At 41.7% G+C, this 17153-nt stretch carries 20 protein-coding genes; 16 read left to right on the top strand and 4 right to left on the bottom strand.

What is annotated here, in order from left to right:
- The first annotated feature begins 36 nt into the window (after positions 1-36).
- On the top strand, positions 37-297 hold the full coding sequence (locus tag MHH65_RS14740) for a YugE family protein (protein ID WP_024423298.1): 261 nt from the start codon (positions 37-39) through the stop codon (positions 295-297).
- On the opposite strand, the gene MHH65_RS14735 is transcribed toward MHH65_RS14740, so the two are convergent.
- A complete protein-coding gene (locus MHH65_RS14735) occupies positions 294-1118 on the bottom strand; it encodes an alpha/beta hydrolase (RefSeq protein ID WP_024425926.1) in 825 nt (274 codons plus the stop codon). The genes MHH65_RS14740 and MHH65_RS14735 overlap by 4 nt on opposite strands.
- A 175-nt stretch (positions 1119-1293) precedes the next feature.
- Here MHH65_RS14735 and MHH65_RS14730 point away from each other — a divergent pair, with 175 nt between their 5' ends.
- From MHH65_RS14730 to yugI, 3 genes are all read left to right on the top strand, one after another.
- Complete coding sequence (locus tag MHH65_RS14730) at positions 1294-1794, top strand: Lrp/AsnC family transcriptional regulator (protein WP_003213765.1); 501 nt, start codon at positions 1294-1296, stop codon at positions 1792-1794.
- Complete coding sequence (locus tag MHH65_RS14725; protein ID WP_024423296.1) at positions 1795-2988, top strand: aminotransferase; 1194 nt, start codon at positions 1795-1797, stop codon at positions 2986-2988.
- A gap of 198 nt (positions 2989-3186) precedes the next feature.
- Entirely contained in the window at positions 3187-3579 is a 393-nt protein-coding gene (gene yugI, locus MHH65_RS14720) for a S1 domain-containing post-transcriptional regulator GSP13 (RefSeq protein ID WP_008345795.1), read from the top strand.
- Positions 3580-3824: 245 nt separating this feature from the next.
- Here yugI and MHH65_RS14715 read toward each other — a convergent pair whose 3' ends face one another.
- A complete protein-coding gene (locus MHH65_RS14715) occupies positions 3825-4061 on the bottom strand; it encodes a DUF378 domain-containing protein (RefSeq protein ID WP_003212952.1) in 237 nt (78 codons plus the stop codon).
- Between the two features lie 144 nt (positions 4062-4205).
- Between MHH65_RS14715 and MHH65_RS14710 the strand changes: the two genes are divergently transcribed.
- The 5 genes from MHH65_RS14710 (at position 4206) to MHH65_RS14690 (ending at position 8906) form a co-directional block, all read left to right on the top strand.
- Positions 4206-5369: an iron-containing alcohol dehydrogenase gene (locus MHH65_RS14710; protein ID WP_034282535.1), complete on the top strand. Its 1164-nt coding sequence runs from the start codon at positions 4206-4208 to the stop codon at positions 5367-5369.
- A gap of 121 nt (positions 5370-5490) precedes the next feature.
- Positions 5491-6663 carry an iron-containing alcohol dehydrogenase gene (locus MHH65_RS14705; RefSeq protein WP_065215235.1) on the top strand — a complete coding sequence of 391 codons (1173 nt, stop codon included), beginning with the start codon at positions 5491-5493 and terminating at the stop codon, positions 6661-6663.
- Between the two features lie 126 nt (positions 6664-6789).
- A complete protein-coding gene (locus MHH65_RS14700) occupies positions 6790-8145 on the top strand; it encodes a glucose-6-phosphate isomerase (RefSeq protein WP_041107612.1) in 1356 nt (451 codons plus the stop codon).
- Between the two features lie 111 nt (positions 8146-8256).
- Positions 8257-8475 carry a spore germination protein gene (locus MHH65_RS14695; RefSeq protein WP_046313371.1) on the top strand — a complete coding sequence of 73 codons (219 nt, stop codon included), beginning with the start codon at positions 8257-8259 and terminating at the stop codon, positions 8473-8475.
- Positions 8476-8504: 29 nt separating this feature from the next.
- On the top strand, positions 8505-8906 hold the full coding sequence (locus tag MHH65_RS14690) for a YugN-like family protein (RefSeq protein WP_024423291.1): 402 nt from the start codon (positions 8505-8507) through the stop codon (positions 8904-8906).
- Here the strand turns inward: MHH65_RS14690 and MHH65_RS14685 are convergent.
- Positions 8903-9889 (bottom strand): potassium channel family protein, encoded by a 987-nt coding sequence (locus tag MHH65_RS14685; RefSeq protein WP_034282528.1) that lies wholly within the window; start codon positions 9887-9889, stop codon positions 8903-8905. The genes MHH65_RS14690 and MHH65_RS14685 overlap by 4 nt on opposite strands.
- A 126-nt stretch (positions 9890-10015) precedes the next feature.
- Between MHH65_RS14685 and MHH65_RS14680 the strand changes: the two genes are divergently transcribed.
- The 6 genes from MHH65_RS14680 to MHH65_RS14655 all read left to right on the top strand — a co-directional run bounded on the left by MHH65_RS14680 (position 10016) and on the right by MHH65_RS14655 (position 14172).
- A complete protein-coding gene (locus MHH65_RS14680) occupies positions 10016-10240 on the top strand; it encodes a hypothetical protein (RefSeq protein WP_070325959.1) in 225 nt (74 codons plus the stop codon).
- A gap of 80 nt (positions 10241-10320) precedes the next feature.
- Complete coding sequence (locus tag MHH65_RS14675; RefSeq protein WP_342497908.1) at positions 10321-10995, top strand: zinc metallopeptidase; 675 nt, start codon at positions 10321-10323, stop codon at positions 10993-10995.
- A gap of 48 nt (positions 10996-11043) precedes the next feature.
- Positions 11044-12336, top strand: a complete 1293-nt coding sequence (locus MHH65_RS14670; RefSeq protein WP_024423287.1) for a hemolysin family protein — start codon at positions 11044-11046, stop codon at positions 12334-12336.
- A 113-nt stretch (positions 12337-12449) separates the two neighbouring features.
- Positions 12450-12851: a secondary thiamine-phosphate synthase enzyme YjbQ gene (locus MHH65_RS14665; RefSeq protein ID WP_034282527.1), complete on the top strand. Its 402-nt coding sequence runs from the start codon at positions 12450-12452 to the stop codon at positions 12849-12851.
- Positions 12852-12867: 16 nt separating this feature from the next.
- Positions 12868-13899: a nitronate monooxygenase gene (locus MHH65_RS14660; RefSeq protein ID WP_254001422.1), complete on the top strand. Its 1032-nt coding sequence runs from the start codon at positions 12868-12870 to the stop codon at positions 13897-13899.
- A 24-nt stretch (positions 13900-13923) separates the two neighbouring features.
- Positions 13924-14172, top strand: coding sequence for a hypothetical protein (locus MHH65_RS14655; protein ID WP_034282525.1), 249 nt, complete (start codon positions 13924-13926; stop codon positions 14170-14172).
- Between the two features lie 21 nt (positions 14173-14193).
- Here MHH65_RS14655 and MHH65_RS14650 read toward each other — a convergent pair whose 3' ends face one another.
- On the bottom strand, positions 14194-14934 hold the full coding sequence (locus MHH65_RS14650) for a protein-glutamine gamma-glutamyltransferase (protein WP_041115839.1): 741 nt from the start codon (positions 14932-14934) through the stop codon (positions 14194-14196).
- A 156-nt stretch (positions 14935-15090) separates the two neighbouring features.
- On the opposite strand from MHH65_RS14650, the gene MHH65_RS14645 reads away from it, so the two are divergent.
- On the top strand, positions 15091-17082 hold the full coding sequence (locus MHH65_RS14645) for a methyl-accepting chemotaxis protein (RefSeq protein WP_268412744.1): 1992 nt from the start codon (positions 15091-15093) through the stop codon (positions 17080-17082).
- Positions 17083-17153: the final 71 nt, after the last annotated feature.

The following is a 17153-nucleotide window of genomic DNA, read 5'->3' as shown; positions in this document are numbered from 1 at the left end:
TAAACATCACAAAATTTATTATAAGCGGTGATACCGATGAAAGATAGTCAAGCTGTAGAAGAGATGATTCAATTCATTAAGGCATGGGACCCTTTTCATTATGGAGAGGATTTTTATGAAACGGAGCCTGCTGACGTCATCAGTGCATTATACGACGCAGAAGACCCGTTATCTTTAGCAAAAGAGATTCAAGCCATCTACCATCACTCATTTGAACAGCTTCTTCCGATAGAGAGCTGTCAGCATATAGCGAATCAGCTTTTTGTCATACGAGACAGCAGCTCCTGTTCACGCTAAGACAGGCTGAAATGTCCGATTTGATCAGACACAAAGACCGGATTTTCCTCAGGGATGAGGTGCCCGGTTTTTTTTAATGCATGTAAGGTCGAATTCGGCAGATCTTTGTGCAGTCTTTCGCCTATTTGAATGGGAACGATTCGATCTTCCTCGCCCCAAATGAGCAGCACGGGTGTTTCCATTTTCTTTAAAACGTCCGAGGTTAAATCTCCTTCCCGGTGCCGAATCAAACGAAATATCCCCCGAAAGATTTGATCATCTGAAAATGGCTTTAAATATCCGTCGACCATCTCTTGATCAATGATGGAATGATCATGTACAACAGCCGTTAAATTTTTCATAATGCCCTGCTTTAAAAGTTTTCTTTTTAGATACAGATAAAAATAAGGAATATAAGTGCTGTAAACAAGTGATCTTTTTGACTTATTCAAATAGCCTGAACTGCACAATAGAACCGCCTTTTCAAATAGATCCGGCCTTTCAGTAGCAGCGTATAAGGCGATTTGTCCGCCCATTGAATGGCCCACTAGAATTGCATGCTGAATCTGTAAATAACCAGCTAGCTCTATAATAATTTTTCCCATGTTGCGATAGCTGTAAATAAACGTATTCGACTTCTCGGACTGTCCAAATGGCGGTAGATCAATCGCAATTAAATTGAAGTCCTGTTTCAGAAGCGGGATGAGCTTTCGATAGCTGAAGGTAGAAGAGAAGAGACCGTGAATTAAGATCAATGTCTTCTTGCCTTCATTTGGATAGTGCTCGTAATAGATATCTAAACCGAATGTACTTTTCATATAAGCTGGCTGAACAATGTCCACATTCTTCACTCCGATACTTGATACTCTCTCTGTTAGGTGACTGTATTGTACCCTAAAAAGTGGATTTTAAGCTATCATTAGAATCTTTTCCCTGCTTAGCATAATGGGAAAAACGTGCTATAATGTTCAGAAGATTTTTTAAAACTAGCTTTTATAATCTGAGGTGTGAAATCAAATGAAACTAACAGAAAAAGAAACTGAAATATTAGAGATTTTAGATGAAAACAGCCGCGCCGATTTAAATACAATTGCAAAAATGGCAGGCGTGACAACAGAAGAAGCCGAAGCCATCATTCAAAAACTTGAAGATCAAAAAGTTATTATTGATTATTCAACCATGATTGACTGGCGAAAAGTGGATGGTCATGAAGGCGTTACAGCAATGATTGATGTAAAAGTGACACCAAAAAGAGGCGTCGGATTTGATGAAATTGCTGAACGGATTTATCGGTTTCAGGAAGTGGAGTCTGTCTATCTCATGTCAGGTGTTTACGATCTTTCCGTTGTGATCCGCGGAAGATCAATGTCTGATATTGCCCGCTTCGTATCTGAAAAATTATCGACACTTGATTCCGTTGTTTCAACAACTACCCACTTTATTTTGAAAAGATATAAACATGATGGGAAAGTGTTTGAAACAGGAGACGATGACAAAAGAATCGTGGTGTCTCCTTAAATGAAAAAGTCTTATTTATCTGAAACGGTACAAAGCATTCAGCCGTCAGGTATTCGGAAATTTTTTGATTTGGCAGCCACAATGGAAGGGGTTATCTCCCTTGGTGTCGGTGAGCCGGATTTCGTGACAGCTTGGAATGTCAGAGAAGCAAGTATTATGTCATTAGAACAGGGACTGACCTCTTATACGGCGAATGCCGGTTTAATTTCTTTGCGAAAAGAACTGAGCCACTATTTATATAAGCGGTTTCACATTGATTACAGTCCAGAAGAAGAACTCATTATCACAGTTGGCGGAAGCCAGGCACTTGATTTGGCCTTTCGTGCGATTTTAAACAGCGGGGATGAAGTAATCATTCCAGAGCCTTGTTTCGTAGCATACGGGGCACTTACGACACTAGCAGGCGGAGTGCCTGTCTATTTAAGTACAACCGCTGAAAAAGATTTCAAAGCAGATTCTGCTGATCTTCGCACAAAGCTGACGCCGAAGACAAAAGCCATTTTGCTTTGCTCGCCATCAAATCCGACTGGGTCTGTTTATTCAAAGGAAGAGCTTGAAGATATTGCTCAATTTGCGAAAGAGCATGACCTGCTCATTATTACGGATGAGATTTATGCAGAGCTGACGTACGATGAAGCTTTTACAAGCGTCGCGGCTATTCAAGATATGAAGGAAAGAACGATCTTGATTTCAGGCTTTTCTAAAGGGTTTGCCATGACGGGCTGGCGTTTAGGATATGTGGCAGCACCACCTGTACTGCGGGATGCCATGCTGAAAATACATCAATATTCTATGATGTGTGCACCGGCGATGGCACAATATGCGGCAGAAGAAGCATTAAAAAATGGGCTTGAAGATGTAGAGAAAATGAAGAAAAGCTACAGAAGACGCCGTAATTTGTTTGTCGGCTCCTTAAACGAACTAGGACTGACATGCCATCAGCCAAACGGAGCGTTTTACGCGTTCCCATCGATTAAAAGCACAGGCATGACTTCAGAACAATTTGCTGAGGAGCTGCTCCTAAGTGAAAAAGTCGCTGTTGTTCCTGGGAATGTATTCGGACCGAGCGGTGAAGGTCATATCCGCTGTTCATATGCTTCGTCACTTGATCATCTTCAGGAATCACTTTCAAGAATTCAGCGCTTTTTGCAGGCTCGACAAGTGAAGGAAGAAGCATCAGCCATTTTAAAATAAAAAAAGGCATCAATCCAAACGGACTCATGCCTCACAAATTAGGGGGGAATACTAGAAAGCATTCTTGTTTTCAGGTATTCCCCCTTTTGTTCTCATCTAAACCCATTTAAAAAATATTTTGCGTAACTGCCCGTTCTGTGATATAGTTTTTAATTGCGTATAAACGAATATTAAAACATTTATTTAGGAGTTGTTATCATGGCGACAAAGTTTGAAGTAGGCAGTGTTTACACTGGTAAAGTAACAGGATTACAAGCGTATGGTGCGTTTGTTGCATTAGATGAAGAAACTCAAGGACTTGTGCATATTTCTGAAGTAACACATGGCTTTGTAAAAGACATCAACGAGCACCTTTCAATTGGTGACGAAGTACAAGTAAAAGTTCTTTCTGTTGATGAAAATGCAGGTAAAATCAGCCTTTCTATCCGTGCGACACAAGAAGCACCTGAAAGAAAAGAAAGCAAACCAAAGAAACAAAGACCACAGCAAGTGAAAGAAGAAGCTGCTGCACCACAAGGTTTCAATACGCTTAAAGATAAACTTGAAGAGTGGATTGAGCAATCAAACCGTAAAGACCTTATCAAGAAATAATAAAAAAGCACCGCTTCAAACGGTGCCTTAGATTGTAGACAAAGGGCTAAAATGATCTTGATTTTAGCCCTTTGTCTTTTTTTTTTCAGCGTGATAGAAAACCTTTGAAGTCAAGGAAGAGCGGCTACTTTTGCGGACGAATTTAGAATTCGTGAGCACCAGCGCGCAGACCTGACAAAGAATGCGAGGGTTTGTCTACATGCTGAGGCTGCCTCATGTAGGCAGCCTTTTTTATGTCTTTTTATTTAACGAACTTCTGGGTTCGGCTCGTCACGGCGAACAGCTTCTTCGCTTGGTTTGAACAACAGACCAAGGTTGACAAGACCTGCAATTCCAACAAGACCATAAATAATACGTGATAATGCAGAACCTTGTCCGCCAAAGATCGCTGCTACTAAGTCAAATTGAAAAAAGCCGATTAGTCCCCAGTTAATAGCACCGATAATCGTGAGCACGAGGGCAATACGCTGAATAGCACTCATCGTGATTCCTCCTTTCGCTACAGCATCAATACATTTATATTTTGCAGATTTTTAGCCAAACTATGCGTAAGAAAATGGATGAAAGCAAATTACTTTACTTTTGGAATGAATGAGGCGCATAATGTAGCGCGAGGAGGAGATCACATGGATCGATTTACTTATTGGAACCCAACGAAATTAATTTTTGGAAAGGGAGAAGTATCAGCCCTTTCAGATGAACTCAAACACTACGGAAAAAACGTATTACTTGTATATGGTGGAGGCAGTATTAAACGAAACGGCCTTTATGACCAAGTTGTCAGCATCCTAAAAGAATCAGGAGCTGCAATCACTGAACTTGCTGGTGTGGAGCCTAACCCGCGCTTAACAACAGTAAGAAAAGGGGTCGAACTTTGCAAAGAGAACGACATTGATTTTATTTTGGCAGTTGGCGGCGGCAGTGTCATTGATGCGACGAAAGCAATCGCAGCTGGTGCGAAGTACGATGGAGATGCTTGGGATATCGTGACACGCAAGCACGTCCCAATGGAAGCTATTCCGTTCGGTACTGTGTTAACACTTGCCGCAACAGGCTCTGAAATGAACTCTGGATCAGTCATCACAAACTGGGAAACAAATGAGAAGTATGGCTGGGGAAGTCCAGCAGTTTTCCCGAAATTCTCTATTCTTGATCCAGTCAACACATTCACTGTGCCTAAAAATCATACGATTTATGGCATGGTTGACATGATGTCACATGTGTTCGAACAATATTTCCATCACACAGAAAATACACCTTACCAAGATCGTATGTGTGAAGGACTTCTTCGCACTGTCATTGAAACGGCACCGAAGTTGATCAACGATCTAGAGAACTATGAGCTCCGTGAAACGATTTTATTCACTGGCACAATTGCGCTTAATGGCATGCTTTCAATGGGGGCACGTGGTGACTGGGCTTCTCATAACATTGAGCATGCAGTATCAGCTGTTTATGATATCCCCCATGCAGGCGGTCTTGCAATCTTGTTCCCGAACTGGATGAAACATGTGATTCAAGAAAACCCAGGCCGTTTTAAACAATTAGCGGTCCGTGTATTCGATGTAGATCCTGCGGGCAAAACAGATGAAGAAGTCGGCTTAGAAGGAATTGACAAGCTGTCAGCTTTCTGGACAAGTCTTGGTGCACCAAGTCGTTTAGCGGATTATGACATCAACGATGAGAAAATTGATTTAATTGCAGACCGTGCAATGGCACGCGGTGAATTTGGTCAATTTAAAAAGCTGAACAAAGAAGATGTTTTAGCCATTTTGAACGCTTCTTTATAATTGAACAATAAAGGGATAGCTGCTTGCGGGCAGTTATCTTTTTTTGAGTTCATCGTGTACATATGTTACAGTAGTCTTTCATGTTTTTGGATATATTCGTTGTAAGGAGATGTTTCAACAGATGGAGAATTTTATTTACTATAATCCAACAAAATTGATGTTTGGAAAAGGACAGCTAGAAGGACTCAAAAGCGAACTCGCTCGTTATGGAAAACGAGTGTTACTTGTATATGGCGGAGGGAGCATTAAGAAAAATGGTCTTTATGACAATGTCATCAGAGCGTTAAATGAAGCAGATGCAGAAGTGTTTGAGCTGTCTGGCGTTGAACCAAACCCGCGCCTCACAACAGTGAAAAAGGGAATCGATATCTGCCAAAAGGAGAACATTGATTTCTTATTAGCCGTTGGCGGCGGAAGTGTGATCGACTGTACAAAAGCAATTGCAGCCGGAGCAGAGTATGACGGTGATGTGTGGGATATTATTTCAAAGAAAACAACCGCTCAAAAAGCACTGCCGTTTGGCACAGTGCTGACACTTGCAGCAACTGGTTCAGAAATGAATCCAGACTCTGTCATCACAAACTGGGAAACGAATGAAAAATATGTGTGGGGCAGCTCTGTCACTCACCCTGCTTTTTCAATTCTAGACCCTGAGCATACGTATTCTGTGCCAGAAAACCAGACGGTGTATGGTATGGTCGATATGATGAGCCACGTTTTTGAGCAATACTTCCATAATGTGAAAAACACGCCTTTACAGGACCGGATGTGTTTTGCTGTTCTTCAAACAGTCATCGAGACAGCACCAAAACTGCTGGAAGACTTACAAAACTATGAGCATCGTGAAACGATTCTATATGCAGGAACGATTGCTTTAAATGGCACGCTGCAAATGGGTTACTTTGGCGACTGGGCGTCCCATACGATTGAGCATGCTGTATCGGCTGTCTATGACATTCCGCATGCAGGCGGGCTTGCTATCCTCTTCCCAAACTGGATGCGCCACACGCTCGATCATAATGTAGAACGTTTTAAAAACCTTATGCTGAACATGTTTGACATCGAAACAGACGGAAAGTCAGATCGTGACATCGCATTAGAAGGGATCGACAAACTGTCAGCGTTCTGGACAAGTCTCGGTGCACCAAGCCGTTTAGCGGATTATGATATTGGTGAAGATCAGCTGGACAAAATTGCCGACATTGCAGCAAAAGAAATGGAATACGGTGGTTTTGGTAACTTTATGAAACTTAACCGTGATGATATTCTATCCATTTTGAAAGCTTCTTTATAATTCAGATTGCCGCTTCTCATCAAGAGAAGCGGCTTTTTGCCATGCCAGTGACGATCACTTGATTTCAAAAGCTAGTTCCGCTAAAGTGAAAGGGACAGAACTAACGTAATGGAGGGCTTACAAGCGATGACACATATTCAATTTGACTACTCGAAAGCGTTACCTTTCTTTCAAGAACATGAGCTTACATATTTAAAAGATTTTGTGAAGGTAGCCCATCATAATATTCATGAACAAACGGGTGCAGGCAGTGACTATTTAGGCTGGGTGGACTTGCCGAAGCAATATGACCGCGAAGAATTTGCCCGCATTAAAAAAAGTGCAGACAAAATTAAATCTGACTCTGACGTCCTGCTCGTTGTCGGAATCGGCGGGTCATATCTAGGGGCACGTGCCGCGATTGAATTTTTGAACCATTCTTTCTATAACACTTTGCCAAAAGGCAAGCGCAAGACACCGCAAATCATTTTTATTGGAAACAACATCAGTTCTTCTTATTTAACAGATGTAATGGATCTATTGGAAGATGCAGATTTCTCCATTAACGTGATTTCAAAATCTGGTACAACAACAGAGCCAGCCATTGCGTTCCGCATCTTTAAAAAGCTCCTCATTGAAAAATACGGTGCTGAAGAAGCGAAAAAACGTATTTATGCGACAACTGACAAGGCACGCGGTGCACTTAAAACATTAGCAACTGAAGAAGGCTACGAATCATTTATCATCCCGGATGATGTTGGTGGACGCTATTCAGTATTAACAGCAGTCGGTCTTTTGCCAATCGCTGTGAGCGGTGCAGATATTGATCAGATGATGGAAGGTGCAGCAAAAGCAAGCGAAGACTTCGCTTCATCGGAGCTTTCTGAAAATGCGGCTTACCAATATGCTGTCGTCCGCAATGTCCTTTACAATAAAGGCAGAACGATTGAAATGCTGATTAACTATGAGCCAGGTCTGCAATATTTCGCAGAATGGTGGAAGCAATTATTCGGTGAAAGTGAAGGGAAAGATGAAAAAGGAATCTATCCTTCATCTGCTAACTTCTCAACAGATCTTCATTCACTTGGTCAATATGTTCAAGAAGGAAGAAGAGACTTGTTTGAAACAATCGTGAGTGTAGACAAGCCTCGACATGAGCTTGTAATTGAAGCAGAAGAACAAGACCTTGATGGCTTGAACTATCTGGCAGGAAAAACGGTTGATTTCGTCAATAAAAAAGCATTTGAAGGAACGATGCTTGCCCATACAGATGGAAAAGTACCGAACCTTATCGTGACAATTCCTGAGATGGATGCTTATACATTCGGATACCTCGTGTACTTCTTTGAGAAAGCATGTGCGATGTCAGGATATTTACTAGGCGTCAATCCATTTGATCAGCCTGGAGTAGAAGCTTATAAAGTGAATATGTTTGCTTTACTAGGAAAACCAGGCTTCGAAGAGAAAAAAGCTGAGCTTGAAAGCCGTTTAAAACAATCATAAGAACAAAAAGCACACCTTTTCATAAAGGTGTGCCTTTTTTGTTTTCTTCAGGTTCCTGTGCAAGCTTTCCTGTGTGCTGTACATAGAATAATGAATGGAGGAGGGTGAAAAATGAGGACGAATCATATATATATTCATGATATTTCTGGGCAGGCGATCGTTAACTTTGGCAATGTCGGACGCATTTGTTCTAAGAGTGCTACGAAGGAAACAGCGGGTTCCGGCAGTGATAACGAGACGAATCAATCATCCAATCAAAGCCTGTTTGATGCCGCGTTTACAAACAATGTACAAATCACGAGGGGGAAATGTATGAATTCCTCTCTTTAACGAACCCTATACAAAAAGGAGGGTTTCGTATGATTCATGTACCATCCAGGCTGCCTGGTGAAAGCTTTTCACTTTACCATTTAGAAGAAACGATGAAGCCGCTCGGTTATGTCATTAATGGCAACTGGGATTATGATCACGGGTATTTTGATTATAAAATTGATAACCGTGATGGCTATACCTTTCTCAGAGTTCCTTTTACAGCCGAGAAAGGCCAGCTCGATCAGCCAGGTGTTGTGGTGAAAATGGGACATCCATTTCTCTTAAAGCATGTCTATCAAGATAAGTTAGATGATCATGCGATGGTTGGAAATGTGGGTGCATCCTTTAATCAATTCCAAGAACCAAAAGAGAAAGATGGGGATGTATCAAAGGCTTATGCTGAGATTGGCTTTTCGCTCGTCAAGGAATTAGAAGACGCACTGCTTTAAAGGCTGATCAATTCATCCTCTGGATGAAGCTCATAGCCAAAGGGAGGATTCATCATGGGTCCTTCTTTTTTTTGTACGCCAACGATAATTACATGATGCTCTAGAAAGTGATGGAGCGCCGTTAAGAATGTTTCTCCAGCCAATGAAGCCGGTACAGGTATGATGGTGACGTGTTTATGCAGCGTCATATGTCGTTTTTTCTTAAACGCCGTAAGCTGTTCCTTTATCAGAAAATGTTCAACCATTAAATGATTGACAGCATCAGAGGTATGAATGACTTGGTTGGCGCCAGCACGCTCGGCATTCTTCACGTAACGATCTGTTAAGATTTCAATTAAACAATATAGAGAAGGGTTTAATCCTTTTGCTGCAAGTAAGGTTAAAACACTCTGCATATCGGCTGTCACTTCATTTTCATGCTGATCCGCGGTAATCATGATTGCATCTGCACCGGTAATGTTGGCTTTACGAAGTGTGACATCTTCGGTCCCATGTCCTTTAATAAAATGAACATTTTCCAAAAGAGGCCCTTCTTTCAAGGAGTCATCAATCAGCACAATCGGCATGGCTGGATCAATCGTTTGAAACGACTGAAGCAGTTTGTTTGTCTTCTCATTCCAGCCGACGATAATGAGGTGTCCATTCCCCTTAAAGGCTACCTTGCCCTCAACATAATGGTGCTGCTTGCTGAATACAGCGGCGGCAAGTGTGGCGAAATAAGCGGTGACAAAGCTGGCTCCGATAAAAATGAGCGCCATACCTGCCACCTGCCCTGGCATGGTTTGCGGCACAAAATCACCGTAACCAACCGTAGAGACTGTAATAAGCGCCCACCAGATCCCATCAAAGATCGTATGATATTGCTTCGGTTCAAGTAAAACGATTAATTGTCCAAAAAAGAGAAGCAAGAAACAGATGATAATGGCAATTCGAAGATAAAGTGGCCACCTTAGCCAAGCGATAAAGATACGGTTTGATTTCATCGGACTCTTCCTTTCAGGAGGCTGCTAATGTCAGTATGCCCGATTGAGGAAACATTTTTTCATCTTCGTCATGTATTGAAATAGAACCCATATCTTAAAATAAGGGAGAAGAAGGAGGGAATTCGAATGTCGTTTGTTCAAAAGACCGTACTTCTTTTTATTGGTGTGCACTTTTTATCATCAGCTGTCATCTTACTCGTGTTTGATTTAAATGCTGTGAATCATTTTATGAATGATTTTTCATGGCTGCACTTTTTTCAAGACCTTTATGGTACGGGAACCTTTTATACAGCTTGCTTAGGTGTGTTCTTCTTTTTCGTTGGTGCGGTTATCCCCCTGAAAAAGACCTAGTGCTTTTTGCTGTACATGGTACATAAAAGTCATTAAAATTGTAAATAAATATATAAAATAAAAGGAAGCTGATGAGCATGCTGTTTTTTTATTTTTTAACATTTTCCGCATTGGGATTATCATTTTGGGCACAATTTAAAGTGAAGAATAATTTTGAAAAGTATTCAAAGGTGGAAGCATCCAGTATGAAAACAGGTGCTGAAACCGCTCGATATATTTTAGATCGCAACGGGTTATATGACGTGCCCGTTGAACCGGTAAGAGGAACTTTGACTGATCATTACGACCCGACGCAGCGTGTGGTTCGTTTATCTGAACCTGTGTACTACGGCCACTCCATTTCGGCCATTTCAGTCGCATCACACGAGGTTGGACATGCCTTGCAGCATCAGGAATCCTATGGTGCGCTTGTTTTGAGACATAAGATCTTTCCTGTCGTGAACTTTGCATCTGGTGTTGCTCCGCTTCTTTTCCTTGGTGGAATTTTGCTCAGCAGCCTTAACTTAATCGGGCTTGGGATCATTTTGTTCTCAGCAGCTGTATTCTTTCAGCTTGTGACATTGCCTGTCGAGTTTAATGCAAGTTCTCGTGCAAAAGATATCATTGTTTCAGAAGGAATCATTAGAAGCAGTGAAGAAAGAGGCGTGAACAAGGTGTTAAATGCTGCAGCTCTGACATACGTAGCAGCGGCCCTTGTCTCCCTGTTTGAATTGCTCCGTTTTGTAATGATCTTCCTAAATGGCCGTAATGATTAATTGATGCCAGAGGAGGTGAGCCCTTACCATTGTTAGGTAAGGGTTTTTTTGTACATTTTAAACGTATTTTTAGTCATATTACTCATTGCTGCGACAGCATTTTTTGTTGTCACTGAATTTGCGATTGTGAAAATTAGAGGCTCTAAAATCAACCAGCTGATCGAAAGCGGGGATAAGAGAGCCATTCATGTTCAAAAGCTGATATCAAATCTTGACGAGTATTTATCCGCCTGCCAACTTGGCATTACCATCACGGCTTTAGGTCTAGGGTGGCTGGGTGAGCCGACGGTGGAGCATTTTCTGCATCCGCTGTTTGAAAAAATCGGGCTTCATTCTGCATTGACTGACATCCTTTCGTTTATCATCGCATTTGTGATCATTACATTTTTACATGTCGTTGTGGGAGAACTCGCGCCTAAAACAATTGCCATTCAAAAGGCAGAGGCGGTCAGCCTTGTGACAGCAAAACCACTCATCTTTTTCTATAAAGTCATGTACCCGTTTATTAAGGCATTAAATGGGGCTGCACGAAGCATCGTGAAATTATTTGGTTATCATTCTGTCAAAGAACATGAAGTGGCGATCAGTGAGGAAGAATTGCGTCTCATTTTATCTGAAAGCTATGAGAAGGGTGAGATTAACCAATCTGAGTACAAATATGTGAATAAAATCTTTGAATTTGATAACCGAGTGGCAAGAGAGATCATGATTCCGCGTACAGAAATTTCAGCTATAGAGATTGAACAGACATTAGAAGACGTGACCCATTATATGCTGAACGAAAGGTACACACGCTACCCTGTTATTAAAGAAGACAAAGATCATGTGATTGGTGTTATTAACAGCAAAGATGTATTTAAGGCCAGCTTTCTAAATCAAGATGTATCGATTGAAGACTTAATGCGTCCGGTGATCCGAGTGATTGAAAGCACCCCTGTTCAAGAATTGCTCATTTTGATGCAAAAGGAACGGATTCATATGTCAGTGCTCGTAGACGAATACGGAGGTACAGCGGGACTTGTCACAGTGGAGGACATATTAGAGGAAATTGTCGGAGAGATTCGAGATGAATATGATCAGGATGAAACACCTCACATCGTTAAAAAAGGTGATTTTCATTATGTGATGGATGGGAAAGCATTGATTGATGAAGTAAATGATTTATTGGATTTAGCCATTGAGAATGATGATGTTGATACAATTGCTGGCTGGATGATGACGCATAAATTTGATTTTGACATTGGGGATACGATTGAAGCAGAAGGCTGTGAATTTACGATCATTGATGCTGAAGACCACCATATTCGAACCATTGAAGTCAAAAAGGTTCACTTTTCTTAAAAACCTCGCATTGCTTGACGAGGTTTTTTTGCTTGGTAAACTTTAGATAAGAAGATTTGTTTCACATAAAAAGGGTAAGGTTTTTATAGAAACGTGAAAAAGGAGCAGCTCATATGAAAAAAATCAATCTACAAACAGACAGACGCGATGATATGATCGACGTCACACATGAGGTTCTCCAATATGTCAGGGAAACAGGCATACAAAACGGAACTGTCATCGTCTATTGTCCACATACGACAGCAGGGATCACCATTAATGAAAATGCGGATCCAGATGTGAAACGAGATATGCTTCGCCGGCTTGATGAAGTTTTTCCGTGGGAACATCCAAAGGATCGCCATATGGAAGGAAATACGGCTGCACATATGAAAGCGAGTTATATGGGGGCGTCTCAGCATGTTCTCATTCATGATGGAGATCTTGTGCTTGGCACGTGGCAGGGAATCTATTTCTGTGAGTTTGACGGGCCGAGGCATCGTCATTTTTATGTACAAGTGTCGTCAAACGAGTAAGAGATGGGGGAAATAAATGGGGGACATCAAAAAGTTACTGCAAATCGAACATGGAATCATCCAAGCACCAATGGCAGGAGGAGCTGTGACACCGCAGCTGGCAGCCGCTGTTTCAAATTACGGAGGGCTTGGCAGCTTGGCAAGTGGATATGTGCAGCCTGACGATTTGAGACAGCAGATTAGACAGGTCAAACAGCTGACATCTCGCCTGTTTCAGGTCAATGTGTTTGTACCAGAGCCAATTCCAGATGTGAAAAAAGAGGATGTGGCGTTTTGGGAGAAGAGACTGCCTGTATGGCCCGAAGCTCATAGGATGCCAAGCGAAGAAGAGTTGTGGGATGATTTTGAACGGAAAATCAACATTCTTCTGGAAGAAGACGTTCCGATCGTTTCCTTTACATTCGCCTGTCCAAATGAACAAACGATTCACCACCTAAAACAAAAGGGAATCTTTTTAATCGGAACGGCGACAACAAAAGAGGAAGCACTGCTTCTAGAGGAAAAAGGAATGGATGCCATTGTGCTGCAAGGAAGTGAAGCAGGGGGACATCGCGGCACATTTTTACATGCAAAAGGAGACGCCTTGGTGGGGCTGATCAGTCTGATCTCTGACGTCAAACCGCTCTGCCGTGTGCCTTTGATAGCAGCAGGAGGCATCACGGACCGATTAGGTATGAAAGCAGCGCTAGCGCTTGGAGCGGATGCGGTTCAAATCGGCACACGATTTTTAGCCAGCCAGGAAAGTGCTGCGGCAGAGGTATACAAGAAAGCCATTTTACAGGCAGAAGGCAGTGAAACGAGGGTGACAAGGCTTTTTTCTGGGAAAAGAGCGAGAGGTATTGTGAATCAGTGGATGGAGGATGAAAGTCTGCATGAAGATAGGGTTCTTCCTTACCCAGTTCAGCATGTATGCACAACACCGATGCGAAAAGCAGCTGCTGCCGGAGGTAACCCTGATCAAATGGCTCTGTGGGCAGGACAGGGCGTTGGACGTATTCACTCGATTTTAAGCGTTGAAGACATCATGCACGAACTGACGCAGACATAAAATCATGATGGGTGGTGTGACAGGATGGACATCTTAAAACATTCCTACCGAAAAAAAGGCCAGATTGAATTTTGGTTTGATGATTTCCCTCATTCTCCTGCTGTCCTTACGCCCATTCGTCATTACTATTTTGTTCGATACGTGAAATGGAGCCGGCACGACTCGCCGGTCACAAGAAAAGATTTAGAAGAAATGGAGGTCCTTGCGAACACGATGCTTGGCACACTCCAAAATTATCGTAAACGCAAGGCATACAGAAGCCCCTTGTCATAACCAATAGACAAGAGGCTTTTTTTAGCTGCCAAACATTTGCCTGAGATAAATTACATCCATCCGGGTAGTCTGCGGTAATAAATAAGCGGATTGAACCGCACCTGGCCGTCTTCTCTTATTCAGTTTGTCGATAATTTCTGCTGCTGTTAAAATTCCAAGTCCATGACCGTAATATTGATCTTCTCCTAAGTAAATCACATTTTCCCCGCGCCATTGCGACTGCTGATAGCTAAACTCTGGATTTTCGAAATATAAACAATCCCCATAGATAAAATCATTCCCGCGCTCTGTATAAATCGACAAAGTATCATAGTGCCAGTCATACAGTGTTAAACTGCGAAGTCTTCGATTAAACTTCTCCTCTCCTACTGTTTGCAAAACTCCCATATAAAACACAATGACAATCGCTGTTGCGCATTCAAATGCATATTTTGAACCATTTTCAAAAATGTCTTGAATGCCTCTTGATGGCTCCACTTGATAGCGCAGCTCTAGTGCTCCTGCTTCCGACACACGCCAAAACGCATCATTTGCACGCGACCTTTGAAAGATGGCGAATGAGGCACCGCTTTTATTCAAATCTCTTGCAGCATTCATAATGTTCGATCTTAAAGTGACCTCAAATAACAAATCAGATGCTTGCCTATAGCGGAACGTATCATTCGAGGCCTGTAACTGCATCAAAATGATCCGCTTTTGTCCCTCTAGCTGAAACGATGCCAGCTGCTCATTTGTCACTGGCTGTCCTGAAAGGATAATCATATGAAAAGCGCCCCCTTTTGTATTAGCGTATGCAGGGTGCTTGGGCAAGGAATCAATTTGTGAAAATAAACAAAATAGCATCCTTTTTATTTGAAAAACATGAAAATACTATGAAGATGTCCGATATAAAACATATCGTTTAAAAGGAGGAAAAACATGAAAAGTGCAATAAAATGGTTGAAAAAACCATCGATTTCCAAAAGACTGATTATTTCATTCACACTTGTTCTCATCTTGCCAATCATTACACTCAGTACGATTTCATATCAGATTGCCAAAGAAGAATTAGATCATGAAATCATGTACGGAGCAAAAGCAAGAGTCAATGATATGAATGACATGATCGAGCAAAAGCTTTTGAATAAAGAAAACGCGGTGAAACTTTTTACTCAAACAACTACTGCTGCAGACTTTAAAAAGAAAAACCAGGACGAACTGTATGAGCATTTTGAAATATACAGCAAAATCAACGAAGATGATGTAGTTGGATTTTATGCAGCAAGTAAAAATCGTGATTTCATTCAGTTTCCTAAAGTAGACATGCCAAAAGGCTATGACCCAACAACACGCGATTGGTATCAGCAAGCGATGCAGGATGAAAAAGGTGAGCCAGTTGTCACCAATCCATACATTTCTGCTACAACAAACGGCATGGTGGTCACGATTGCCCAGCGCCTGAAGGACGGGTCGGGAGCGATCGGAATCGACATTGATGTGCAAGACATTGTTGATAAAATCAAAGAAATTAAAATTGGACGAGAAGGATATCCAATTATTGCAAATAAAGACAAACAAATTGTAGCCCATCCAGAAGAAAAGTCAGGATCTGAGGTCACAGGAAATATTTCATCAATCCTTTACAGCGGCAAAGAAGGAACATCAACTTATGAGAATAAAGGAGAACAAAAACGTATCGTTTTTGTCACAAATGATTTAACAGGTTGGAAAATTGCTGGAACGATGTTTGTATCAGAAACAGAAGAAGCAGCACAGCCAGTTTGGAATTCTGCCATTATTCTTTTAATTTCTTCATTTATCCTTGGCGGTGTCGCTATCTTCTTCATTGTTCGCTCGATTACCATTGGACTGAGAAGGCTTGTTGATTTCTCAGAAAAGGTGAGTGAAGGGGATTTAACAGAAACCCTCGAAACCAAATCGAAGGATGAAATAGGAGATCTCACAAGAAGCTTCAGCAAGATGAGTGAATCTCTTCGTGACGTCATTCGCGCTGTACAGCAATCTGTCGACAACGTGGCTTCGGCTTCAGAGGAGCTGACGGCAAGTGCCAGCCAAACGAGTCAAGCAACAGAGCATATCACGATGTCAATTGAACAATTTTCAAATGGAAATGAAGCACAAAACGAGAAAGTCGAATCTAGTACGAATCAGCTTGTGGCAATGAACGAAGGATTACAAGATATGTCACAAACCTCATCTGAAGTGGCTGCTGTCTCTATTCAATCAACAGAAGCTGCTAGTCAAGGCGGCCGAATTGTTGAAAGCACAGCAAGCCAAATGAAACATATTGATACATCTGTACAAGAAGCAGAGCAGGTCATGAAAGAATTAGAATACAAGTCTAAAGATATTACGAGTATTTTAAATGTCATTAATGGCATCGCGGATCAAACGAATTTACTTGCGCTTAATGCAGCAATTGAAGCAGCAAGAGCAGGTGAATCAGGACGCGGATTCTCCGTCGTTGCAGAAGAAGTGAGAAAACTAGCAGTCCAATCCGCAGATTCAGCGAAAGAAATTGAGAAGCTCATCCAAGAAATTGTGCTAGAAATTGCTAAATCTCAAGATATGTTCAAAGCAGTCAATCGAGAAGTAAACGCAGGACTCGGTATGACAGAGGAAGCAAAAGAAAGTTTCCGGCACATTTATGAGGCGGCAGAAGGAATGTCGAAAAAACTGACGCAATTAAACGATACAGCCATTGACCTATCGAGCGGTTCAAAGCTTGTTTCACAAGCGATGCAGGAGATGCGCCAAGTCTCTAGAGAAAGCGCAGCAAACATTCAGGACATTGCGGCTTCCGCAGAAGAGCAGCTAGCATCTATGGAAGAAATCACATCTTCATCTGTGACACTTGCCAACATGGCAGAGGAACTAAAAGAGCTCACAAGTCAATTTAAAATTAATTAAATGATGATGAAAAGATATCCAGAATTGTCTGGATATTTTTTTTATTTTTAAACCTCCCTTCCAGCCTCTAA

Origin of the sequence: Bacillus sp. FSL L8-0654, from assembly GCF_038629965.1 — a bacterium.
Lineage (GTDB): Bacteria > Bacillota > Bacilli > Bacillales > Bacillaceae > Bacillus > Bacillus safensis.
The sequence above is the reverse complement of the archived record's forward strand: the minus strand, read 5'-3'. Positions and strand labels throughout refer to the sequence as shown.